14 protein-coding genes, 1 tRNA gene and 1 pseudogene are annotated in these 13,981 nt (G+C 64.4%); 7 read left to right on the top strand and 9 right to left on the bottom strand.

Going from position 1 to position 13,981, the window contains the following annotated elements; translation table 11 throughout:
- Positions 1–77: 77 nt before the first annotated feature.
- Both ACV959_RS11630 and ACV959_RS11625 read right to left on the bottom strand, forming a co-directional pair.
- Positions 78–1,304 (bottom strand): AAA family ATPase, encoded by a 1,227-nt coding sequence (locus tag ACV959_RS11630; RefSeq protein WP_475736758.1) that lies wholly within the window; start codon positions 1,302–1,304, stop codon positions 78–80.
- Positions 1,301–1,996: a hypothetical protein gene (locus ACV959_RS11625; RefSeq protein ID WP_475736757.1), complete on the bottom strand. Its 696-nt coding sequence runs from the start codon at positions 1,994–1,996 to the stop codon at positions 1,301–1,303. The genes ACV959_RS11630 and ACV959_RS11625 overlap by 4 nt, the downstream gene beginning before the upstream one ends.
- A 31-nt stretch (positions 1,997–2,027) precedes the next feature.
- On the opposite strand from ACV959_RS11625, the pseudogene ACV959_RS11620 reads away from it, so the two are divergent.
- Both ACV959_RS11620 and ACV959_RS11615 read left to right on the top strand, forming a co-directional pair.
- Positions 2,028–2,198 (top strand): annotated as a pseudogene (locus ACV959_RS11620) (hypothetical protein); the annotation flags it as partial.
- Positions 2,168–2,809, top strand: a complete 642-nt coding sequence (locus tag ACV959_RS11615; RefSeq protein WP_475736756.1) for an IS5 family transposase — start codon at positions 2,168–2,170, stop codon at positions 2,807–2,809. The pseudogene ACV959_RS11620 and the gene ACV959_RS11615, both read left to right, overlap by 31 nt.
- Here ACV959_RS11615 and ACV959_RS11610 read toward each other — a convergent pair.
- Both ACV959_RS11610 and ACV959_RS11605 read right to left on the bottom strand, forming a co-directional pair.
- Positions 2,806–3,237 (bottom strand): bifunctional DNA primase/polymerase, encoded by a 432-nt coding sequence (locus ACV959_RS11610; protein WP_475736755.1) that lies wholly within the window; start codon positions 3,235–3,237, stop codon positions 2,806–2,808. The two genes, ACV959_RS11615 and ACV959_RS11610, sit on opposite strands and share 4 nt — an antisense overlap.
- Positions 3,238–3,276: 39 nt before the next feature.
- Positions 3,277–3,657, bottom strand: a complete 381-nt coding sequence (locus tag ACV959_RS11605) for a hypothetical protein (RefSeq protein ID WP_475736754.1) — start codon at positions 3,655–3,657, stop codon at positions 3,277–3,279.
- Between the two features lie 180 nt (positions 3,658–3,837).
- Between ACV959_RS11605 and tnpA the strand changes: the two genes are divergently transcribed.
- The 3 genes from tnpA (at position 3,838) to tnpC (ending at position 6,245) form a co-directional block, all read left to right on the top strand.
- Positions 3,838–4,290: an IS66-like element accessory protein TnpA gene (tnpA, locus tag ACV959_RS11600; protein WP_475736305.1), complete on the top strand. Its 453-nt coding sequence runs from the start codon at positions 3,838–3,840 to the stop codon at positions 4,288–4,290.
- Positions 4,287–4,643: an IS66 family insertion sequence element accessory protein TnpB gene (tnpB, locus tag ACV959_RS11595; RefSeq protein WP_475736306.1), complete on the top strand. Its 357-nt coding sequence runs from the start codon at positions 4,287–4,289 to the stop codon at positions 4,641–4,643. Before tnpA ends, tnpB begins: the two co-directional genes overlap by 4 nt.
- Before the next feature lie 69 nt (positions 4,644–4,712).
- A complete protein-coding gene (gene tnpC, locus ACV959_RS11590; protein WP_475736307.1) occupies positions 4,713–6,245 on the top strand; it encodes an IS66 family transposase in 1,533 nt (510 codons plus the stop codon).
- Between the two features lie 103 nt (positions 6,246–6,348).
- Here tnpC and ACV959_RS11585 read toward each other — a convergent pair whose 3' ends face one another.
- The 5 genes from ACV959_RS11585 to ACV959_RS11565 form a co-directional block, all read right to left on the bottom strand.
- Positions 6,349–6,576 (bottom strand): helix-turn-helix transcriptional regulator, encoded by a 228-nt coding sequence (locus ACV959_RS11585; RefSeq protein WP_475736753.1) that lies wholly within the window; start codon positions 6,574–6,576, stop codon positions 6,349–6,351.
- Positions 6,577–6,822: 246 nt separating this feature from the next.
- Positions 6,823–8,049, bottom strand: a complete 1,227-nt coding sequence (locus ACV959_RS11580; protein WP_475736752.1) for a tyrosine-type recombinase/integrase — start codon at positions 8,047–8,049, stop codon at positions 6,823–6,825.
- Positions 8,050–8,749: 700 nt separating this feature from the next.
- A tRNA-Pro gene (locus ACV959_RS11575) sits at positions 8,750–8,826 on the bottom strand.
- Positions 8,827–8,900: 74 nt separating this feature from the next.
- The gene (locus ACV959_RS11570) at positions 8,901–9,428 is read right to left on the bottom strand and encodes a dihydrofolate reductase (protein ID WP_475736751.1); all 528 of its coding nucleotides are present in this window, start codon (positions 9,426–9,428) and stop codon (positions 8,901–8,903) included.
- 8 nt (positions 9,429–9,436) lie between these two features.
- Positions 9,437–10,240 (bottom strand): thymidylate synthase, encoded by an 804-nt coding sequence (locus ACV959_RS11565; RefSeq protein WP_475736750.1) that lies wholly within the window; start codon positions 10,238–10,240, stop codon positions 9,437–9,439.
- 191 nt (positions 10,241–10,431) lie between these two features.
- On the opposite strand from ACV959_RS11565, the gene ACV959_RS11560 reads away from it, so the two are divergent.
- Both ACV959_RS11560 and hrpB read left to right on the top strand, forming a co-directional pair.
- A complete protein-coding gene (locus ACV959_RS11560; RefSeq protein WP_475736749.1) occupies positions 10,432–11,439 on the top strand; it encodes a TIM44-like domain-containing protein in 1,008 nt (335 codons plus the stop codon).
- Between the two features lie 70 nt (positions 11,440–11,509).
- Positions 11,510–13,978 (top strand): ATP-dependent helicase HrpB, encoded by a 2,469-nt coding sequence (gene hrpB, locus ACV959_RS11555; protein WP_475736748.1) that lies wholly within the window; start codon positions 11,510–11,512, stop codon positions 13,976–13,978.
- Positions 13,979–13,981 lie beyond the last annotated feature (3 nt).

Genomic DNA, 13,981 nt, shown 5'->3' with positions numbered 1-13,981 from the left:
TCAACCTCCGCAACGTGACTTCCGCAAAGTCAACCTCCGCACCTCCGCAACGATGAAAAATAAGGGGTTTTCGCATTTCATTCGCCTCCCGCCGTCGAAGTCGGGCCGCGAACCTCCGCAGCCCCCGCAGACAGCAAATCGGGGCAGGCAAGCTCGTAATGGTCGTATTCCTTTCGGTCTTTGCCGAAAGCCTTTGCAGGCGCTAGCACCCGGTCTTTGACGAGCTTGGTGATAAACGCCTTGATGCGTCTTTTGTCGTCAGCGTTGTCGGGGTCTAGCCCGAGTGCGCCGCCGATTGGACGCCCGACCCATTCCGGCGAAAGATGATGCGTCCGCCACGGTCTGCCTCTCACGGCGTCGATAATCACGCGGCGCTCGTCGTCGGAAAGTTCGTCGTCTTGCTTCGGCGGCGTCCAAATTTCAACAACGCCCACAACGTCGCCGTTAGGCAAAGGCTGGCCAACAAGGCGATACCACCAAGGGCGAGCGGATAGCGGCGACATATTCGCCTTGCCGTTTGTGACCTTGATAAACAGATGGCGGTTGCGATTTGGAATGTCCTTTAGATATTCGTTCGCTTCGCCGTCGGTCATGACGTTGAGCATTCGAGCGCAGCGCACGGCGTCAACAAGAGCCGAAGCGCCGCGCGAGTGATCTACGGTCACGTCGTTCCCGTTGGCCTTGCGCGAGTGGTGCACAAGCTCGATTGCGCAATTCGCTTGCTGCGCAATCCGCCCCCATGTTTTCGCGACAAGATCAATCGCCGGATTATCGTTTTCGTTGACGCGATGGCATGAAACGAACGGGTCGATAATTAGAACGTCAATCCCGTTGCCGATTAGCTCGGCAATGATCTTATTCATTACCGCATTATCGACACGCGGTTTGCCGTCATCTGCGGACACGACGACCATTTCAGTATCGCGGCCCGATGTTACGAATAGCTGGTTGCCAATGTCCTGTGGCAGCATTCCATGATGCAACATCGCCGCCGTCACGCGGCGTTGCAATTCGTCCATAGGGTCTTCGCCGTTGTGATACCAAACGCGAGCGACGTTTCTTGCCGTTGCGTTGAGGATCAAGCGACCGGAAGTCAGCGCGAGCGCTTCGGCGATGACGAGCGACGACTTGCCAGTGCCGCCGGGCGCAACTGTCGCCGACACGAATTTTCGCACGTAGTGGTCGCCAAAAATCCATTCGCGCCGGGGAATGTGCGCGGGGTCAATGAACGGAAACGGCGTGGCCTTGATCGGAGGCCAGTCGGGATTGACTGCATTGGCGTTGAACGGGGTAACGTTGCTCACTTCGTCACCCCGCCGCCAACGCTCGCCAGATACTCTTGATGGGCACGCCAGACCGCTTGCCATTCCGCTTGTTGGTTCGGGTTTTCGGGGGCTTTCTCCAAAGGCGGATGCGGTCGTTGCATTCCATTTGTCAGACCGCTTTGCAGGGTGGCCCATGCCTTGCGGTCGCCGTGGCGGTTGTCGTCACGCCAGCCGTTAATTTCCATCGCTGCGTAAAGCGCGCCTTCGACCATTTCGCGCTCAATCCAGCCGGCCGCGATCATGCGTCCCATGCGGAAGGCGATGGCGTTGCAGGCCCGGTTCCGGCCGCTGTGAAGGCCTGAGAGTTCGGCCGCGTTCTTCGCGAGGGCGTCGGCGGCGTAGGCGCGTTCACGGTTGCCCGCCGGCTCGGGAGAGGCGAAGGGATAACCCCCGTGGGAAGGCGCAACAGCGGGCCTCGGGAGCGCCGTGGCTTGCTCAATGGGCGCGGCTATGATGTTGGCGGCTTCGGCGAGGAACGCCGTGATTTGGTTTTCCGTGACCGGCGTAAGCGCGGCGCGGTCGAATTGGTCGGGTGGCAAGGGCCACCATTCGAGCGGAACGCCTGTCGGGTGGTTGCCATAGGCGACGAACTGTTGCCCGTAGGCCGTGTGGACGAATTGACGATTGAAGATTGCTTGGGGATTCCCACGCGGAATCAGGCATGATTTCATAGGGCTCCGACTGAGTCGGAGACCAGAAGCCATGTCGACGCGGATGGATGAGGAAGACTGGGCGCATACGCTCGCGGTGTTTCGTGCCTGCCTTCCGCGTCGCGGACGCAAAGGCGAGGATGACCGCCGTTTCCTCGAAGCGCTTCATTTCTTCACGGTCGAAAACGTGCGATGGCGCGCGCTGCCGGAACGGTTCGGCAACTGGAACAGCGTCTGGAAGCGCTTCGACCGGTTGAGCAAGGCCGGCGTGTTCGAAGCCTTCTTGGATGCGCTCGCCTCCATGAGTTCGACGGCGCATCTCATCCAGATGTTCGATTCAACCATCGTGCGCGCGCACGTATCGGCCGCAGGCGCCAAAGGGGGCAAGAAGCGCAGGCGCTCGGGCGTTCGCGCGGCGGGTTCACCACGAAAATCCACGCCAAGTCGGACGCGTCGGGCGACATCATCGCTTTCGATCTGACCGGCGGCGAGGCTGCCGACGCGCCGCATTTCGAAACGCTTCTCGACATCGGCCCCGATATTCAGCCGCGCGCCGCGATTTGCGACAAAGGCTACGCCAGCAAGGCCAATCGCGCGGCGGCGAGGGCGCGCGGCGTCGCGCCCGTCATCCCGCACAAGGCCAATGAAAAAGTCAAACCGAAATTCTTCGCCAGGACGCTCTACAAAGCCCGCGCCCGCATCGAGCAGGGCATGGGACGCATCAAACGTTTCAAGCGCGTCGCCCTACGCTGCGAAAAGACAGCCCGAAACTTCCGGTCCATCGTCAGTTTCGCTGCGGGCCTCTGCTTGATCAAATTCGTCCACACGGCCTAGCCTAAAATTTCGACTTTCTCGGCTTTGCCGTCGGCGCTTGTATAGACGCCGGAAACGATTGCGCGTTTTTTCGGCGTGCCTTGGGCGGCGCGATAGAGCAAAAGAAGGCGATGGCTATTCCGCCGCCCACGGGCCGGCGCGCCGCCGAGCATCGCGAACGCCAATCCACGAAGTGCGTTCGCTCGCGCCGGGTCGTCAACGTCAATATCAACGGCTCTTAGCCCCTCGCACAAAAGACCAGTATTTAGCGCCCACGATTGCGCCGGGTTAACCGCCGCGAATGGCGGATTTGCGCGCGCGCGCCCGTTCCAATTCATGCCGTCGGGCTCTTTGCCGCCGGTCCGAACGGCTAAAGGCCGATGACCTTGCGCCCACAGTTGACGGCGCAAGTTCGTCACGTCTTCACAGCGTTCCGATATATCGTGCATTGTTGAAAGGGCTTCTTATTGGTGTTGATAAAGCTCGCGTCAGTAGTATTGCGTCAGGCCCTTGAGAGCTTCCCAACGCTTCCGCCTTGCTCTTTCATTCAGTGAGCGGTTAAAATCTGCTAAGTGCGGCGGTAGTCCGCGCAAGCCTACCTCTTCAACTATTTGGTATAGTCGCTCGTCACGCTCGAATGGATTGTAGAGCATTTCCAGTCCCGCAAAGAGAAACCCTTTGTGGAAGTTTGCTGCACGGTATTCTTCGATTTGCGCCTTCGTGTTCGGGCGCTTGCCTTTGCAGTTGTAGAAGCTTCGGCGACGCCCCGTGAAATTCGCGTCAACGGGGCTGGGCGCGAGTTCGGCAATGACCATGTTCGCGAAGGCAAGCCCGCCGCGCCCATCGTCCACGATGACTTTCGCTGGCACTGGAAATTCGTGAGCGTCTATGTCCCGACAGATGGGGCCGGCTTTGCAATAGAGTCGTTGCCACTCCGCTTGTGCGAGTTGCGGATTTAGCTTGCCCGGAACATCGTAAGCGCTGTTCTGCTCGCACCTGTTTTGAATGAGTTGGGGCGACGATAATCGGAGCGAAAGGGGCTCCGACACATGTCGATTTCAGAGCGTAAGCATATGTCGGAGCCTGAAGCAGCTCCGATGCGGCGGATCGAGGTTTTCACGGGCGCGGGACGCCGGAGAACGTGGGGCTCCGATCAGAAGGCGGCGATCGTCGCTGAGAGCTTTGCGGAGGACGCGAGCGTTTGTGAAGTGGCGCGGCGGCACGGTCTGACGGCGCAGCAGCTTTTTACGTGGCGTCGTCAGGCGCGCAAAGAGACCGAGGCTCGCGCGGACGCAGGCGCGCCGCCATTGTTTGTTCCGGCAATCATGCAAGGGCCTGCGCCCGCGCCGCCGGCGAAGCGCAAACGCCGCGCCGTCGACCAGGAAATTGGTTCGACGCCGACGATCGAACTTGAAATTGACGGCGTTACGGTTCGGGTCGGACGCGGCGCGCAAGCGAAGACCATCGCTGCGGTGATCCGGGCGTTGAAAGTCGCCAAATGATCGGCCCGACGGGCGCGGTGCGCGTGATGGTGGCGACGAAGCCTGTCGACTTCCGCAAGGGCGCAGAGGGTCTCGCGGCGCTGGTGCGCGAGACGATGCAGTGCGATCCCTTCGACGGCGCGATCTACGTCTTTCGCGCGAAACGGACGGACCGCATCAAGCTGGTCTTCTGGGACGGCACGGGCGTGTGCCTCTTCGCCAAGCGGCTGGAGGATGGCGAGTTCCGCTGGCCGAAGATCGAAGACGGGGTGATGCGGTTGTCGGCGGCGCAATTTTCGGCGCTGCTGGAGGGGCTGGACTGGCGGCGCGTCCACAGCGTGAAGGAGACGCCGGCGCCGGCCTTGGCGGGATGATCTGCGACACAATGAATCAGGGCGTCGAAGAGCGTCGAAAGACCGCAGAAAATATGGTCTTCTGTGTCTATGGCGCAGGCGGTCGAGACGCTTCCCGACGATCCGAATGAACTGAAGGCGATGCTCCTCGCCGAGCGGGCGCGCAACGAGCGCCTCGTTCAGATCATCAAGGAGATGCAGCGTCATCGCTTCGGACGGCGCGCAGAGACGCTTCCCGATGACCAGATGCTGCTGGCGCTCGAAGAGGTCGAGCAGACGGAAGCCGGCGCAGCGGCGGAGGGGGAAGCCAAGTCCGCCGCCGAACGCGAGAAGGCGTCCAGAAAGCGCCGCACGAACCGAGGCGCGCTGCCGGCGCATCTGCCGCGCATCGAGACCGTCGTCGATGTCGAGGACTACGCCTGCCCCTGCTGCAAGGGACTGCTGCACAAGATCGGCGAAGACGTCTCCGAGCGGCTCGACATCGTCCCGGCGCAGTTCCGGGTGCTGGTGACGCGGCGTCCCAAATACGCCTGCCGCGCCTGCGAGGGCGCAATCGTGCAGGCGCCGGCCCCGCCGCGGCTGATCGAGGGTGGACTGCCGACCGAGGCGGCAATCGCCCATGTGCTCGTCTCCAAATATGCCGATCACTTGCCGCTTTATCGCCAGGCGCAGATCTACGCCCGACAGGGGATCGCCCTCGACCGTTCGACGCTCGCCGACTGGGTTGGCCGCGCCGCCTGGCATTTGCGGCCCGTTCATGAGCGGCTTCTGGAACACATCCGGTCGTCGACGAAAATCTTCGCCGACGAGACGACGGCGCCGGTGCTCGACCCCGGGCGGGGCCGCACGAAAACCGGCCAACTTTGGGCCTATGCCCGCGACGACCGGCCATGGGGCGGCGCCGATCCGCCGATCGCCGTCTATGTCTATGCGCAAAACCGAAAGTCCGAGCAGCCGCTCGCGCATCTCGCTGGCTTCACGGGCGTCGTGCAGGTCGACGGTTACGCTGGCTATCGCGCGCTGGCGCACAAGAACAGCGTGGCGCTGGCCTTCTGCTGGTCCCATGTCCGCCGGCGCTTTTACGAACTCGCCGCGGCAGGTCCTGCGCCGATCGCCAGCGAGGCGCTCGAACGCATCGGCGCGCTCTACGCCATCGAGAGCGACGTCCGCGCGCAGAACCCGGATGACCGGCGCGCGGCGCGACAGGAGAAATCCCGCCCGATCCTCGACGCCCTCGAGCCATGGCTGCGTGAAAAGCTCGCGCTGATCAGCCAGAAGACCAGGCTCGCCGAGGCGATCCGCTACGCGCTCTCGCGTTGGGACGGCCTGGCGCGCTTCATCGACGACGGGCGCATCGAGATCGACTCCAACATCGTCGAGCGCGCCATCCGCCCCATTGCCCTCAATCGCAAGAACGCGCTTTTCGCGGGCTCAGACGGCGGCGCAGAGAATTGGGCGATCGTCGCCTCGCTCATCGAGACCTGCAAGCTCAATGGCGTCGATCCGCAGGCCTATTTGGCCGACGTTCTCGTGAAGATCATCAATGGCCATCTCGCGAGCAAACTCGACGAGCTCATGCCCTGGGCCTACGCGCAGCCGGTCGCTCTCGAAGACGTGGCCTGATAACAGCGGTTACGGAACATCCCACAGGCATTGAACGCGCGCGCCAAAAGGCGTTGCGACAAAGCCGATATGCAAGGGGGAGCGATCGTCATGCGGTATCATTTCAGCCGCCCTTGCTGTCGGACGTTGACCGCTTCGGCGCTGACATTTTCCCGAGCGCCCATGCATCCAAGCTGGCTCGCGGATACACGACGGCGCGACCGCATTTCCGAAATTCAGGACCGCCGCCGCGCACGCGGTCTTTGGCCAGCGTCTTGGCGTTTCCAATCCCGTAGCGCGTGCGAAGGTATTCGGCCGCCTCGGGAGTTCTCAAAAACTCTTTCGCTTCCATGATAAGCCTCGTCTTCCCCATCTTGGTAGATGTAATGACGAGGCAAAGATAGGCACGTGTGCCCTAATTCCTCAAGTAGGGCGAAGCTGGAAATTTACTATATCCGGGAATTTTACACACATAACGACTTGGTTTGCGGCTTAGTCAATCGTATTGACCGCTACGAGTGCTTATAAGTGTTGTCGCATAGCTAGTTTATACATTCGTTGCTTCTGATTGCGTCTCGGATTGACGCTAACTTCGGCCCTATCGCAACGCTGTTGCGATTGTTTCGGCCACGCGCGAAGCGGCGTCGATAAGCACGGCGTCCGGGCGACGGATGTAGTGCCGTTCCGTAACCCCACGCTTCGAATGTCCGATTAGCTCGGCAATCGTCGCGTCACCGTAGCCGAGTTCGGCGGCTATCGTTGCAAAGGTTCGGCGTGCATCATGCGACCGCGCGTCGGTCAGTCCGGCGGCGTCGAATATCGCGGCAATCTGCTTCTTCAAGTCGGCGCTTCCGTCGCCCGTGCGGTTTGGGAACACAAATACATCGTCCATTTGCGTGATTGAGCGCAGATGGTCGATTGCGGCTTTCCCGACGGGGCGCGTTGAACGGCCGGTTTTCGTCGTCTCAAGACGTAGGCAAGAGCCGTCGAAGTCGATTTCTCGCCAGCGCAGCCCGCACGCTTCTTCGCGCCGCAAGCCTGTAAGCAAGATCAATCGGAGAGCCGCCGCCGCTTGGGGCAGGCGAGGGGAGGCGTTGTCAATCGCCTTGCCGAGCGCGCCGAGTTCGGCACGGGAGAGAATGCGGTCGCGGGCCTCCCCACGCTGTGTCTCAACCCCGTGGGCAGGGTTCTTGTCGCCGACGTATCCGCGCCGTTCGGCCCAAGTCCAAATGCCGCCCAACAATTCGACGACGCGGGCGGCGGTTCCGGCCCCGCCGGTCACGCGCGCGACGCCGCGCGTCTTCGTCTTGACGGTTGCAGCGGTTTTGCCAGCGGCGATGGCGTCCGCCATGCGTTGCACGTCGGCGCGCGTCAATTCGGCTGCAATCTTGCTGCCCAAGAGCGGGAGAATGTGGCGGGCGACGCGGCCCTCATCTATTGCGACCGTTGACGCCCGCTTCGGCCGGCGAAAACGCGTCGTCACGCTCCCGGCGCGCGCTGCTTCGAGATATTCGGCGCAAAGCTCGGCGACCGTGACAGCGCTTCGGCGTTCCTTGCGCTCCGAAACCGGGTCGCGGCCTTGGCTCACTTCGGACAGCCGCTCGCGAGCGATCTTGCGGGCTTCGTCGGGCGTCATTGCGCCAACCGCGCCGATGACCAAGCGCCGCTGGACGCCTCTTTCGGTCCGGTAGTTGATAATGAAGCTCTTGCGGCCCGACGGCATAAGTCGGACGCCGAAGCCCGGCGTTTCGCTATCCCACGCATACACGTCGCGGGCGGGGTTGGGGGGCAGTCGGTCAATAACTGTTTTCGTGAGCTTGGGCATTCCGCGCCTTCACGTCAGCAATACGTCAGCGCCGAAAGGTAATCTCACGCCTCGCCAAGCGCAACTAAGCAAATCACATATGCTTAAATAACAGGTGTTTGTGGGTGATCATGGGCTCTAGGGAAAGCTCTGTAATCGTATTGGTCCTACGTTGACATCGTAGGGGTCACAGGTTCAATCCCTGTCGCGCCCACCATCAAAACACCTGAAATCACTAGGACGTCTCCATCGCCGGCCAAGCCGACGTCTTTGGGGCGACGCGCAACTGACATGCAGTTAGGGTGGGCGCTACGTAAGTCAGGCCCAAATTGTCAATCGGCACTGAAGTTTGACCCCGGATTAGGGGATCAAAATTGCACGCCGAAACACACCATAGCCGCCGTCGAGCGCGCCACGGTCATCCACTTGGACGATCCGCACGTCAAAAAACTGGCTGGAAGCCGCTTCGAGGTCATTGGCGTTGCCGACCTTCCGCTCCCGCAGACCAACGCTCAGAGCAGCTTCCCTTCGAGCAACAGGAGGAATCCGCGCTGGGCGCCGACATCGGCAGGCCTTAACTGGCCGGGTGGTCGCACGCGGCACGACGGCAGCCCTGACGCATCGCCTCTCAATGCGTCTCATCAAATCTCAAGCCCGAGGTGGGCGCAAGGAAAGCGTCTCGAATCTTTCCAGAAGAAAATCAATATCCTATGAAACCGTTTGGTCGGAGTGAGAGGATTCGAACCTCCGACCCCCTCGTCCCGAACGAGGTGCGCTACCAGGCTGCGCTACACTCCGAACCAGCGGCCGCGGGCCGCTTTCGAAGCGCCTTATAGCCATAGAGGGGCGTCCCTGCAACTGGTTCTTGCGGCTTATTTCGGCGCCGGTTCGGAGCGGCGGCGAAGGGTCACGAATTCGAAATCCGCTTCGTCCTTTTCGCCGCGCGCCGGGGCGTGACGGGCGATTTCCTCCCAGTCCTCCGGGTCAAGCGGCGGGAAATGCGCGTCGCCGGGGGTATCGAGGGCGACCTCCGTGAGTTCGATCGAATCGGTCTCAGGGAGGAAGGCGCGGAATATGTCCCCGCCGCCGGCGATGATGATTTCCTCTGAGCCTACCAGTTCGGCGAGCCGCCGCGCCGTCGCCAGCGCCTCCGCCGGATTGGCCGCGACATGGGCGCCTTCGGGCCGGAAATTCGGGTCGCGCGTCAGGACGACGATTTCGCGGCCCGGCAAGGGGCGGCCGATGGAGTCCCATGTGCGCCGGCCCATGATCATCGGCTTGCCCATGGTGATCGCCTTGAAGCGCTTGAGGTCGCTCGACAGGCGCCAGGGCAGGTCGTTGTCGACGCCGATCACGCCGTTTCTGGCGCGCGCGACCACGGCCACGAGTTTCGGTTTCATGCGTTCCTCTATACGGCGATCGGCGCCGGTATCGCCGGCCAGGGATCGTAGCCCTCGATCGCGACGTGCTCGAATTGGAAGTCGAACAGCGAGGAGACGGCCGGGTTCAGGGTCAGGCGGGGCAGGGGGCGCGGCGCGCGCGAGAGTTGAAGCCGCGCCAGTTCAATGTGGTTCAGATAAAGATGCGCGTCGCCGAGACTGTGGATGAAATCGCCTGGGACGCAGCCCGTAACTTGCGCAACCATGTGGGTGAGCAGCGCATAGCTCGCAATGTTGAAGGGAACGCCCAGAAAAACATCCGCCGAGCGCTGGTACAGCTGGCAGGAGAGCCGCTTTACGCCGCCCACCTCCGCGACATGGAACTGAAACAGGCAGTGGCAGGGCGGCAGCGCCATGTCCTCCACCTGCGCCGGGTTCCATGCGGAGACGATGAGGCGGCGCGAGAAGGGATTGATCTTGATCTCCTCGACGACATTGCCGATCTGGTCGATCTCCGCCCCGCCGGCGGACCACCTCCGCCATTGCATCCCATAGATTGGGCCAAGATCGCCGTTCTCGTCCGCCCATTCGTCCCAGATAGTGACGCCGTTCTCGCGCAGATAGCGGATATTGGTGTCGCCCTTCAGGAACCATAGGAGTTCGTGGATCACCGACTTCAGATGCACGCGCTTGGTTGTGACGAGCGGAAAGCCCTCCGAGAGATCGAAGCGCATCTGGTGGCCGAAGATGGAGAGCGTGCCCGTCCCCGTGCGGTCCTCCTTGCGAACGCCCTCGCGCAGGATTTTGTCGAGAAGGTCGAGATATTGGCGCATGCGGCTGACCGTCGGGTGGTTTTTTCTGAACCGTCCTAGCCCTTGAAGAACTTCTGGGGAAGGGAAGAACTTCTGGGGAAGGAGAGTCGATCCGATTTTCGCCGCCCTGGCCTTTGCAGCTTCACGGGCTCCTCCCTATATCAACTCACCGAGGGGGAGCGGACGCTCCCCGCGAAAGGGGAAAACTCACGATGTTGCGGTTTCTTGCGCATAAGCGCGGATCGCTGATCTCTCTGGCTCTCGCGGCTCTGCTGGCGCTTGCGCCGGCCGTCGCAGAGGCGCGTATGGGCGGGGGCGGCAGCTTTGGCTCGCGCGGCTCCCGCACGTGGTCGGCGCCGCCGCCGACCCGCACGGCGCCCGGCATGGCCTCGCCCTTCGAGCGCAGCCTGACGCCGCGTCCGGGTCCGGGCATGGGCCAGCCCGGCTATAATCCGGGTTATGCCGGCCCGTCCTTCGGCCGAGGCTTCTTTGGCGGCCTCGCCGGCGGTCTGCTCGGCGCGGGCCTCCTCGGGATGTTGACGGGCCATGGTTTCTGGGGCGGCGTCGGCGGCTTCATGTCGATCATCGGCCTGCTGTTGCAGATCGCGCTCATCGCGTTCCTGGCGCGCATGGCCTTCGTCTGGTGGCAGGGACGCAATGCGGCGGCCGGCGCCGGCGCGCGGGGCTCGACGTTCAACTTCGGCGGAGGTGCGCCGTTTGGCGGTTTTCGTCCGGGAGTCGCCGGCTCTGGATTTGGCCCGATGGGTTTTGGCGGCGGCGCGGCGCAGCAGCGTCCGCGGTCGACGCCGATTAAGGTCGAGACGGCCGATTTCAACGCCTTCGAGCGCCTGCTTGGCGAATCGCAGGCCGCCTACAGCCGGGAGGACATCGGCGCGTTGCGCATGCTGTCCACGCCGGAAATGGCGTCCTACTTCGACGACGAACTGGAGGCGAACCGCCGCAAGGGCGTGGTCAACCGGATTTCGGACGTAAAACTCCTGCAGGGCGACCTGTCGGAAGCCTGGCGCGAGGGTGCGGACGAATACGCCACCGTCGCCATGCGCTTCGGCCTCGTCGACGTCATGGAGGACCGGACCACCGGCAAGCCCGCGCCCGGCTCGCCCGGCGCGACGCAGGCCACCGAGGTCTGGACCTTCCGCCGTCCCGCTGGTTCCGGCCCGGACGCCTGGAAACTCTCGGCCATCCAGCAGGCGGCCTGACGCGAAGCCTGATAGTAAAGGGCGCTCCCTCCGACAGGAGGGGGCGCTTTTTTGTCGTCCCGAGCTGAAATTGACACGCCTACAGGACGCCCTCCCTATCGACGCCGTGCTGCCGGACATTCTGTCGGCGCTGGCTTCCGCTCCCAATCTCGTGATCGTCGCGCCGCCTGGGGCCGGCAAGACGACGCGCGCGCCGCTCGCCCTGCTCGACGCCGAATGGACGCGGGGCGGCAAGCTCATTTTGCTGGAGCCGCGCCGCCTCGCCGCCCGCGCCGCCGCGGGCCGCATGGCTGCGACGCTCGGCGAAAAGGTGGGCGAGACGGTCGGCCTGCGGATGCGGCTAGAATCGAAGGTTTCGGCGAAGACGCGCATCGAAGTCGTCACCGAGGGCGTCTTCGCCCGCATGATTCTCGACGATCCCGCGCTCGACGGGGTCGCGGGCGTGCTGTTCGACGAATATCACGAGCGCTCGCTCGACGCCGATCTGGGGCTCGCGCTGGCGCTCGACGCGCAAGCGGGGCTGCGCGACGATCTGCGTCTCGTCGCCATGTCGGCGACGCTCGACGGCGCGCGCGTCGCCGCGCTGATGGGGAACGCGCCGGCAATCGTATCCCGAGGCCGCGCCTTTGAGGTCGAGACGCGCTATCTTGGCCGCGACGCCAATGAGCGCGTCGAGGATGCGGTGAGCCGCGCCATTCTGCGCGCCCTGGGGGAGGAGAGAGGCTCCGTTCTGGCCTTTCTGCCGGGGCAGGGCGAAATCCTGCGCGTCGCCGCCCGCCTCGGGGAGGCGCGTCTCGCGGACGTGGACATTGCGCCGCTCTATGGCGCGCTCGACAAGGGCGAGCAGGATCGCGCCATTTCCCCCTCTGCGCCGGGGCGGCGCAAGGTCGTGCTCGCGACCTCGATCGCCGAAACCTCGCTGACGATCGAGGGCGTGCGGGTGGTGGTCGATTCGGGCCTCTCCCGCGTGCAGCTCTATGAGCCCGGCCTCGGCCTGTCGCGGCTGGAGACGGTCCGCGCTGCGCGCGCCAGCGTCGACCAGCGCCGCGGCCGCGCGGGTCGCGCGGAGCCGGGCGTTTGTTACCGCCTCTGGGACGAGCCGCAGACCGCCGCGCTTCCCGCCTTCGCGGCGCCGGAAATATTGGCCGCCGATCTTTCGAGTCTCGCGCTCGACCTCGCCGCCTGGGGCGTGGCCGATCCGGGGCAGTTGAAGTGGCTCGATCCGCCGCCGGGCCCCGCCTGGAAAGAAGCGGTCGCCCTCGATCGGGAGCTCGGCGCGCTGGACGCCGACGGGCGGCTCACGGAGCAGGGCCGGGCGCTGCGCGCCTTGCCGCTGCCGCCGCGGCTCGCCCGCATGGCGCTAGAGGCCGCGCGTCACGGCGAGGCGGAGCGGGCGGCGGAACTCGCCATGCTTCTTTCGGAGCGCGGACTGGGCGGCAATGACGCGGACCTGTCGCACCGGCTGGAGAGATTGCATGGCGACGGCTCGAAACGCGCCCGCGACGCGCGGCGCCTCGCGGCCAACTGGGCGCGGCTCGCGACGGCGGCGGCGCGGGAGCGAGATCCGAAGCCGCTCTCCGACGGCGCGCTGATCGCGCTCGCCTATCCCGACCGGATCGCCAAATCGCGCGGCGCGAAGGGGGATTTCCTCATGGCGAACGGCCGCGCCGCCTCCCTGCCGGTCGAAGACCCGCTGTCGCGCGCGCCTTTCCTGGCGATTGCGGAACTCACTGGCCGCGCGGCGCAGGCGCGCATCCTCGCCGCCTGCGCGCTCGACGCGGAGGAGGTCGAGGCGATCGCGGGCGCGCGCCTCGAGACCCGCGACGAGACGGTTTTCGATCCTGCGACCGCGAGCCTGCGGCGGCGGCGGTTTCGGCGGCTCGGCGCGATCCGGCTCGGCGAGCAGAATCTCGCGGTGGAGCCCGGCGAGGAAAGCGCGCTGGCGCTGGCGCGGGGCGTCGCCGCCCTGGGCGTCGCGCGGCTGCCCTGGACGAAGGGGCAGGCGCAATTGCGCGACCGCGTGGCCTTTCTGCGGCGGGCGGGGGGAGAGGAGTGGCCCGATCTCTCCGACGTGGCTCTCGCGGAGGGCGCGGAGCAATGGCTTGCGCCCTATGTTCTCGGCCGCACGTCGGCGGCCGACATCTCTCCGGGCGACCTTGACGCGGCATTGACCGCTTTGTTGCCCTACGATCTCATGCGCCGCCTCGACGCCGAGGCGCCCGCGCATTTCGAGACGCCCGCCGGTTCGCGGCACGCGCTCGATTACGCGGCGCCTAACGGGCCGCTCCTCTCCGTGCGCGTGCAGGAGCTGTTCGGCCTTTCGACGCATCCCGCCGTCGCGCGCGGGCGCGTTCCGTTGACGCTCGAACTGCTGTCGCCGGCCCATCGGCCCATCCAGACGACGCGCGACCTGCCCGCGTTCTGGGCGGGCTCATGGAACGAGGTGAAAAAGGAAATGAAGGGCCGCTATCCCCGCCACCCCTGGCCGGACGATCCCGCGAAGGCGGCGCCGACGACGCGGGCGAGGCCGCGGGGCTGAGCG

The sequence above is a fragment of the Methylocystis sp. Se48 genome, assembly GCF_056269425.1.
Note: the sequence above shows the minus strand (reverse complement) of the source record. Positions and strands in the feature narration are given on the sequence as shown.

What these genes read in the sequence shown, in the direction of transcription:
- ACV959_RS11625 (WP_475736757.1), bottom strand. Translation starts at nt 1,996, where the DNA reads ATGAAATCATGCCTGATTCCGCGTGGGAATCCCCAAGCAATCTTCAAT.
- ACV959_RS11615 (WP_475736756.1), top strand. Translation starts at nt 2,168, where the DNA reads ATGGCGCGCGCTGCCGGAACGGTTCGGCAACTGGAACAGCGTCTGGAA.
- ACV959_RS11610 (WP_475736755.1), bottom strand. Translation starts at nt 3,237, where the DNA reads ATGCACGATATATCGGAACGCTGTGAAGACGTGACGAACTTGCGCCGT.
- tnpA (WP_475736305.1), top strand. Translation starts at nt 3,838, where the DNA reads ATGTCGATTTCAGAGCGTAAGCATATGTCGGAGCCTGAAGCAGCTCCG.
- tnpB (WP_475736306.1), top strand. Translation starts at nt 4,287, where the DNA reads ATGATCGGCCCGACGGGCGCGGTGCGCGTGATGGTGGCGACGAAGCCT.
- tnpC (WP_475736307.1), top strand. Translation starts at nt 4,713, where the DNA reads ATGGCGCAGGCGGTCGAGACGCTTCCCGACGATCCGAATGAACTGAAG.
- ACV959_RS11585 (WP_475736753.1), bottom strand. Translation starts at nt 6,576, where the DNA reads ATGGAAGCGAAAGAGTTTTTGAGAACTCCCGAGGCGGCCGAATACCTT.
- ACV959_RS11580 (WP_475736752.1), bottom strand. Translation starts at nt 8,049, where the DNA reads ATGCCCAAGCTCACGAAAACAGTTATTGACCGACTGCCCCCCAACCCC.
- ACV959_RS11570 (WP_475736751.1), bottom strand. Translation starts at nt 9,428, where the DNA reads ATGAAACCGAAACTCGTGGCCGTGGTCGCGCGCGCCAGAAACGGCGTG.
- ACV959_RS11565 (WP_475736750.1), bottom strand. Translation starts at nt 10,240, where the DNA reads ATGCGCCAATATCTCGACCTTCTCGACAAAATCCTGCGCGAGGGCGTT.
- ACV959_RS11560 (WP_475736749.1), top strand. Translation starts at nt 10,432, where the DNA reads ATGTTGCGGTTTCTTGCGCATAAGCGCGGATCGCTGATCTCTCTGGCT.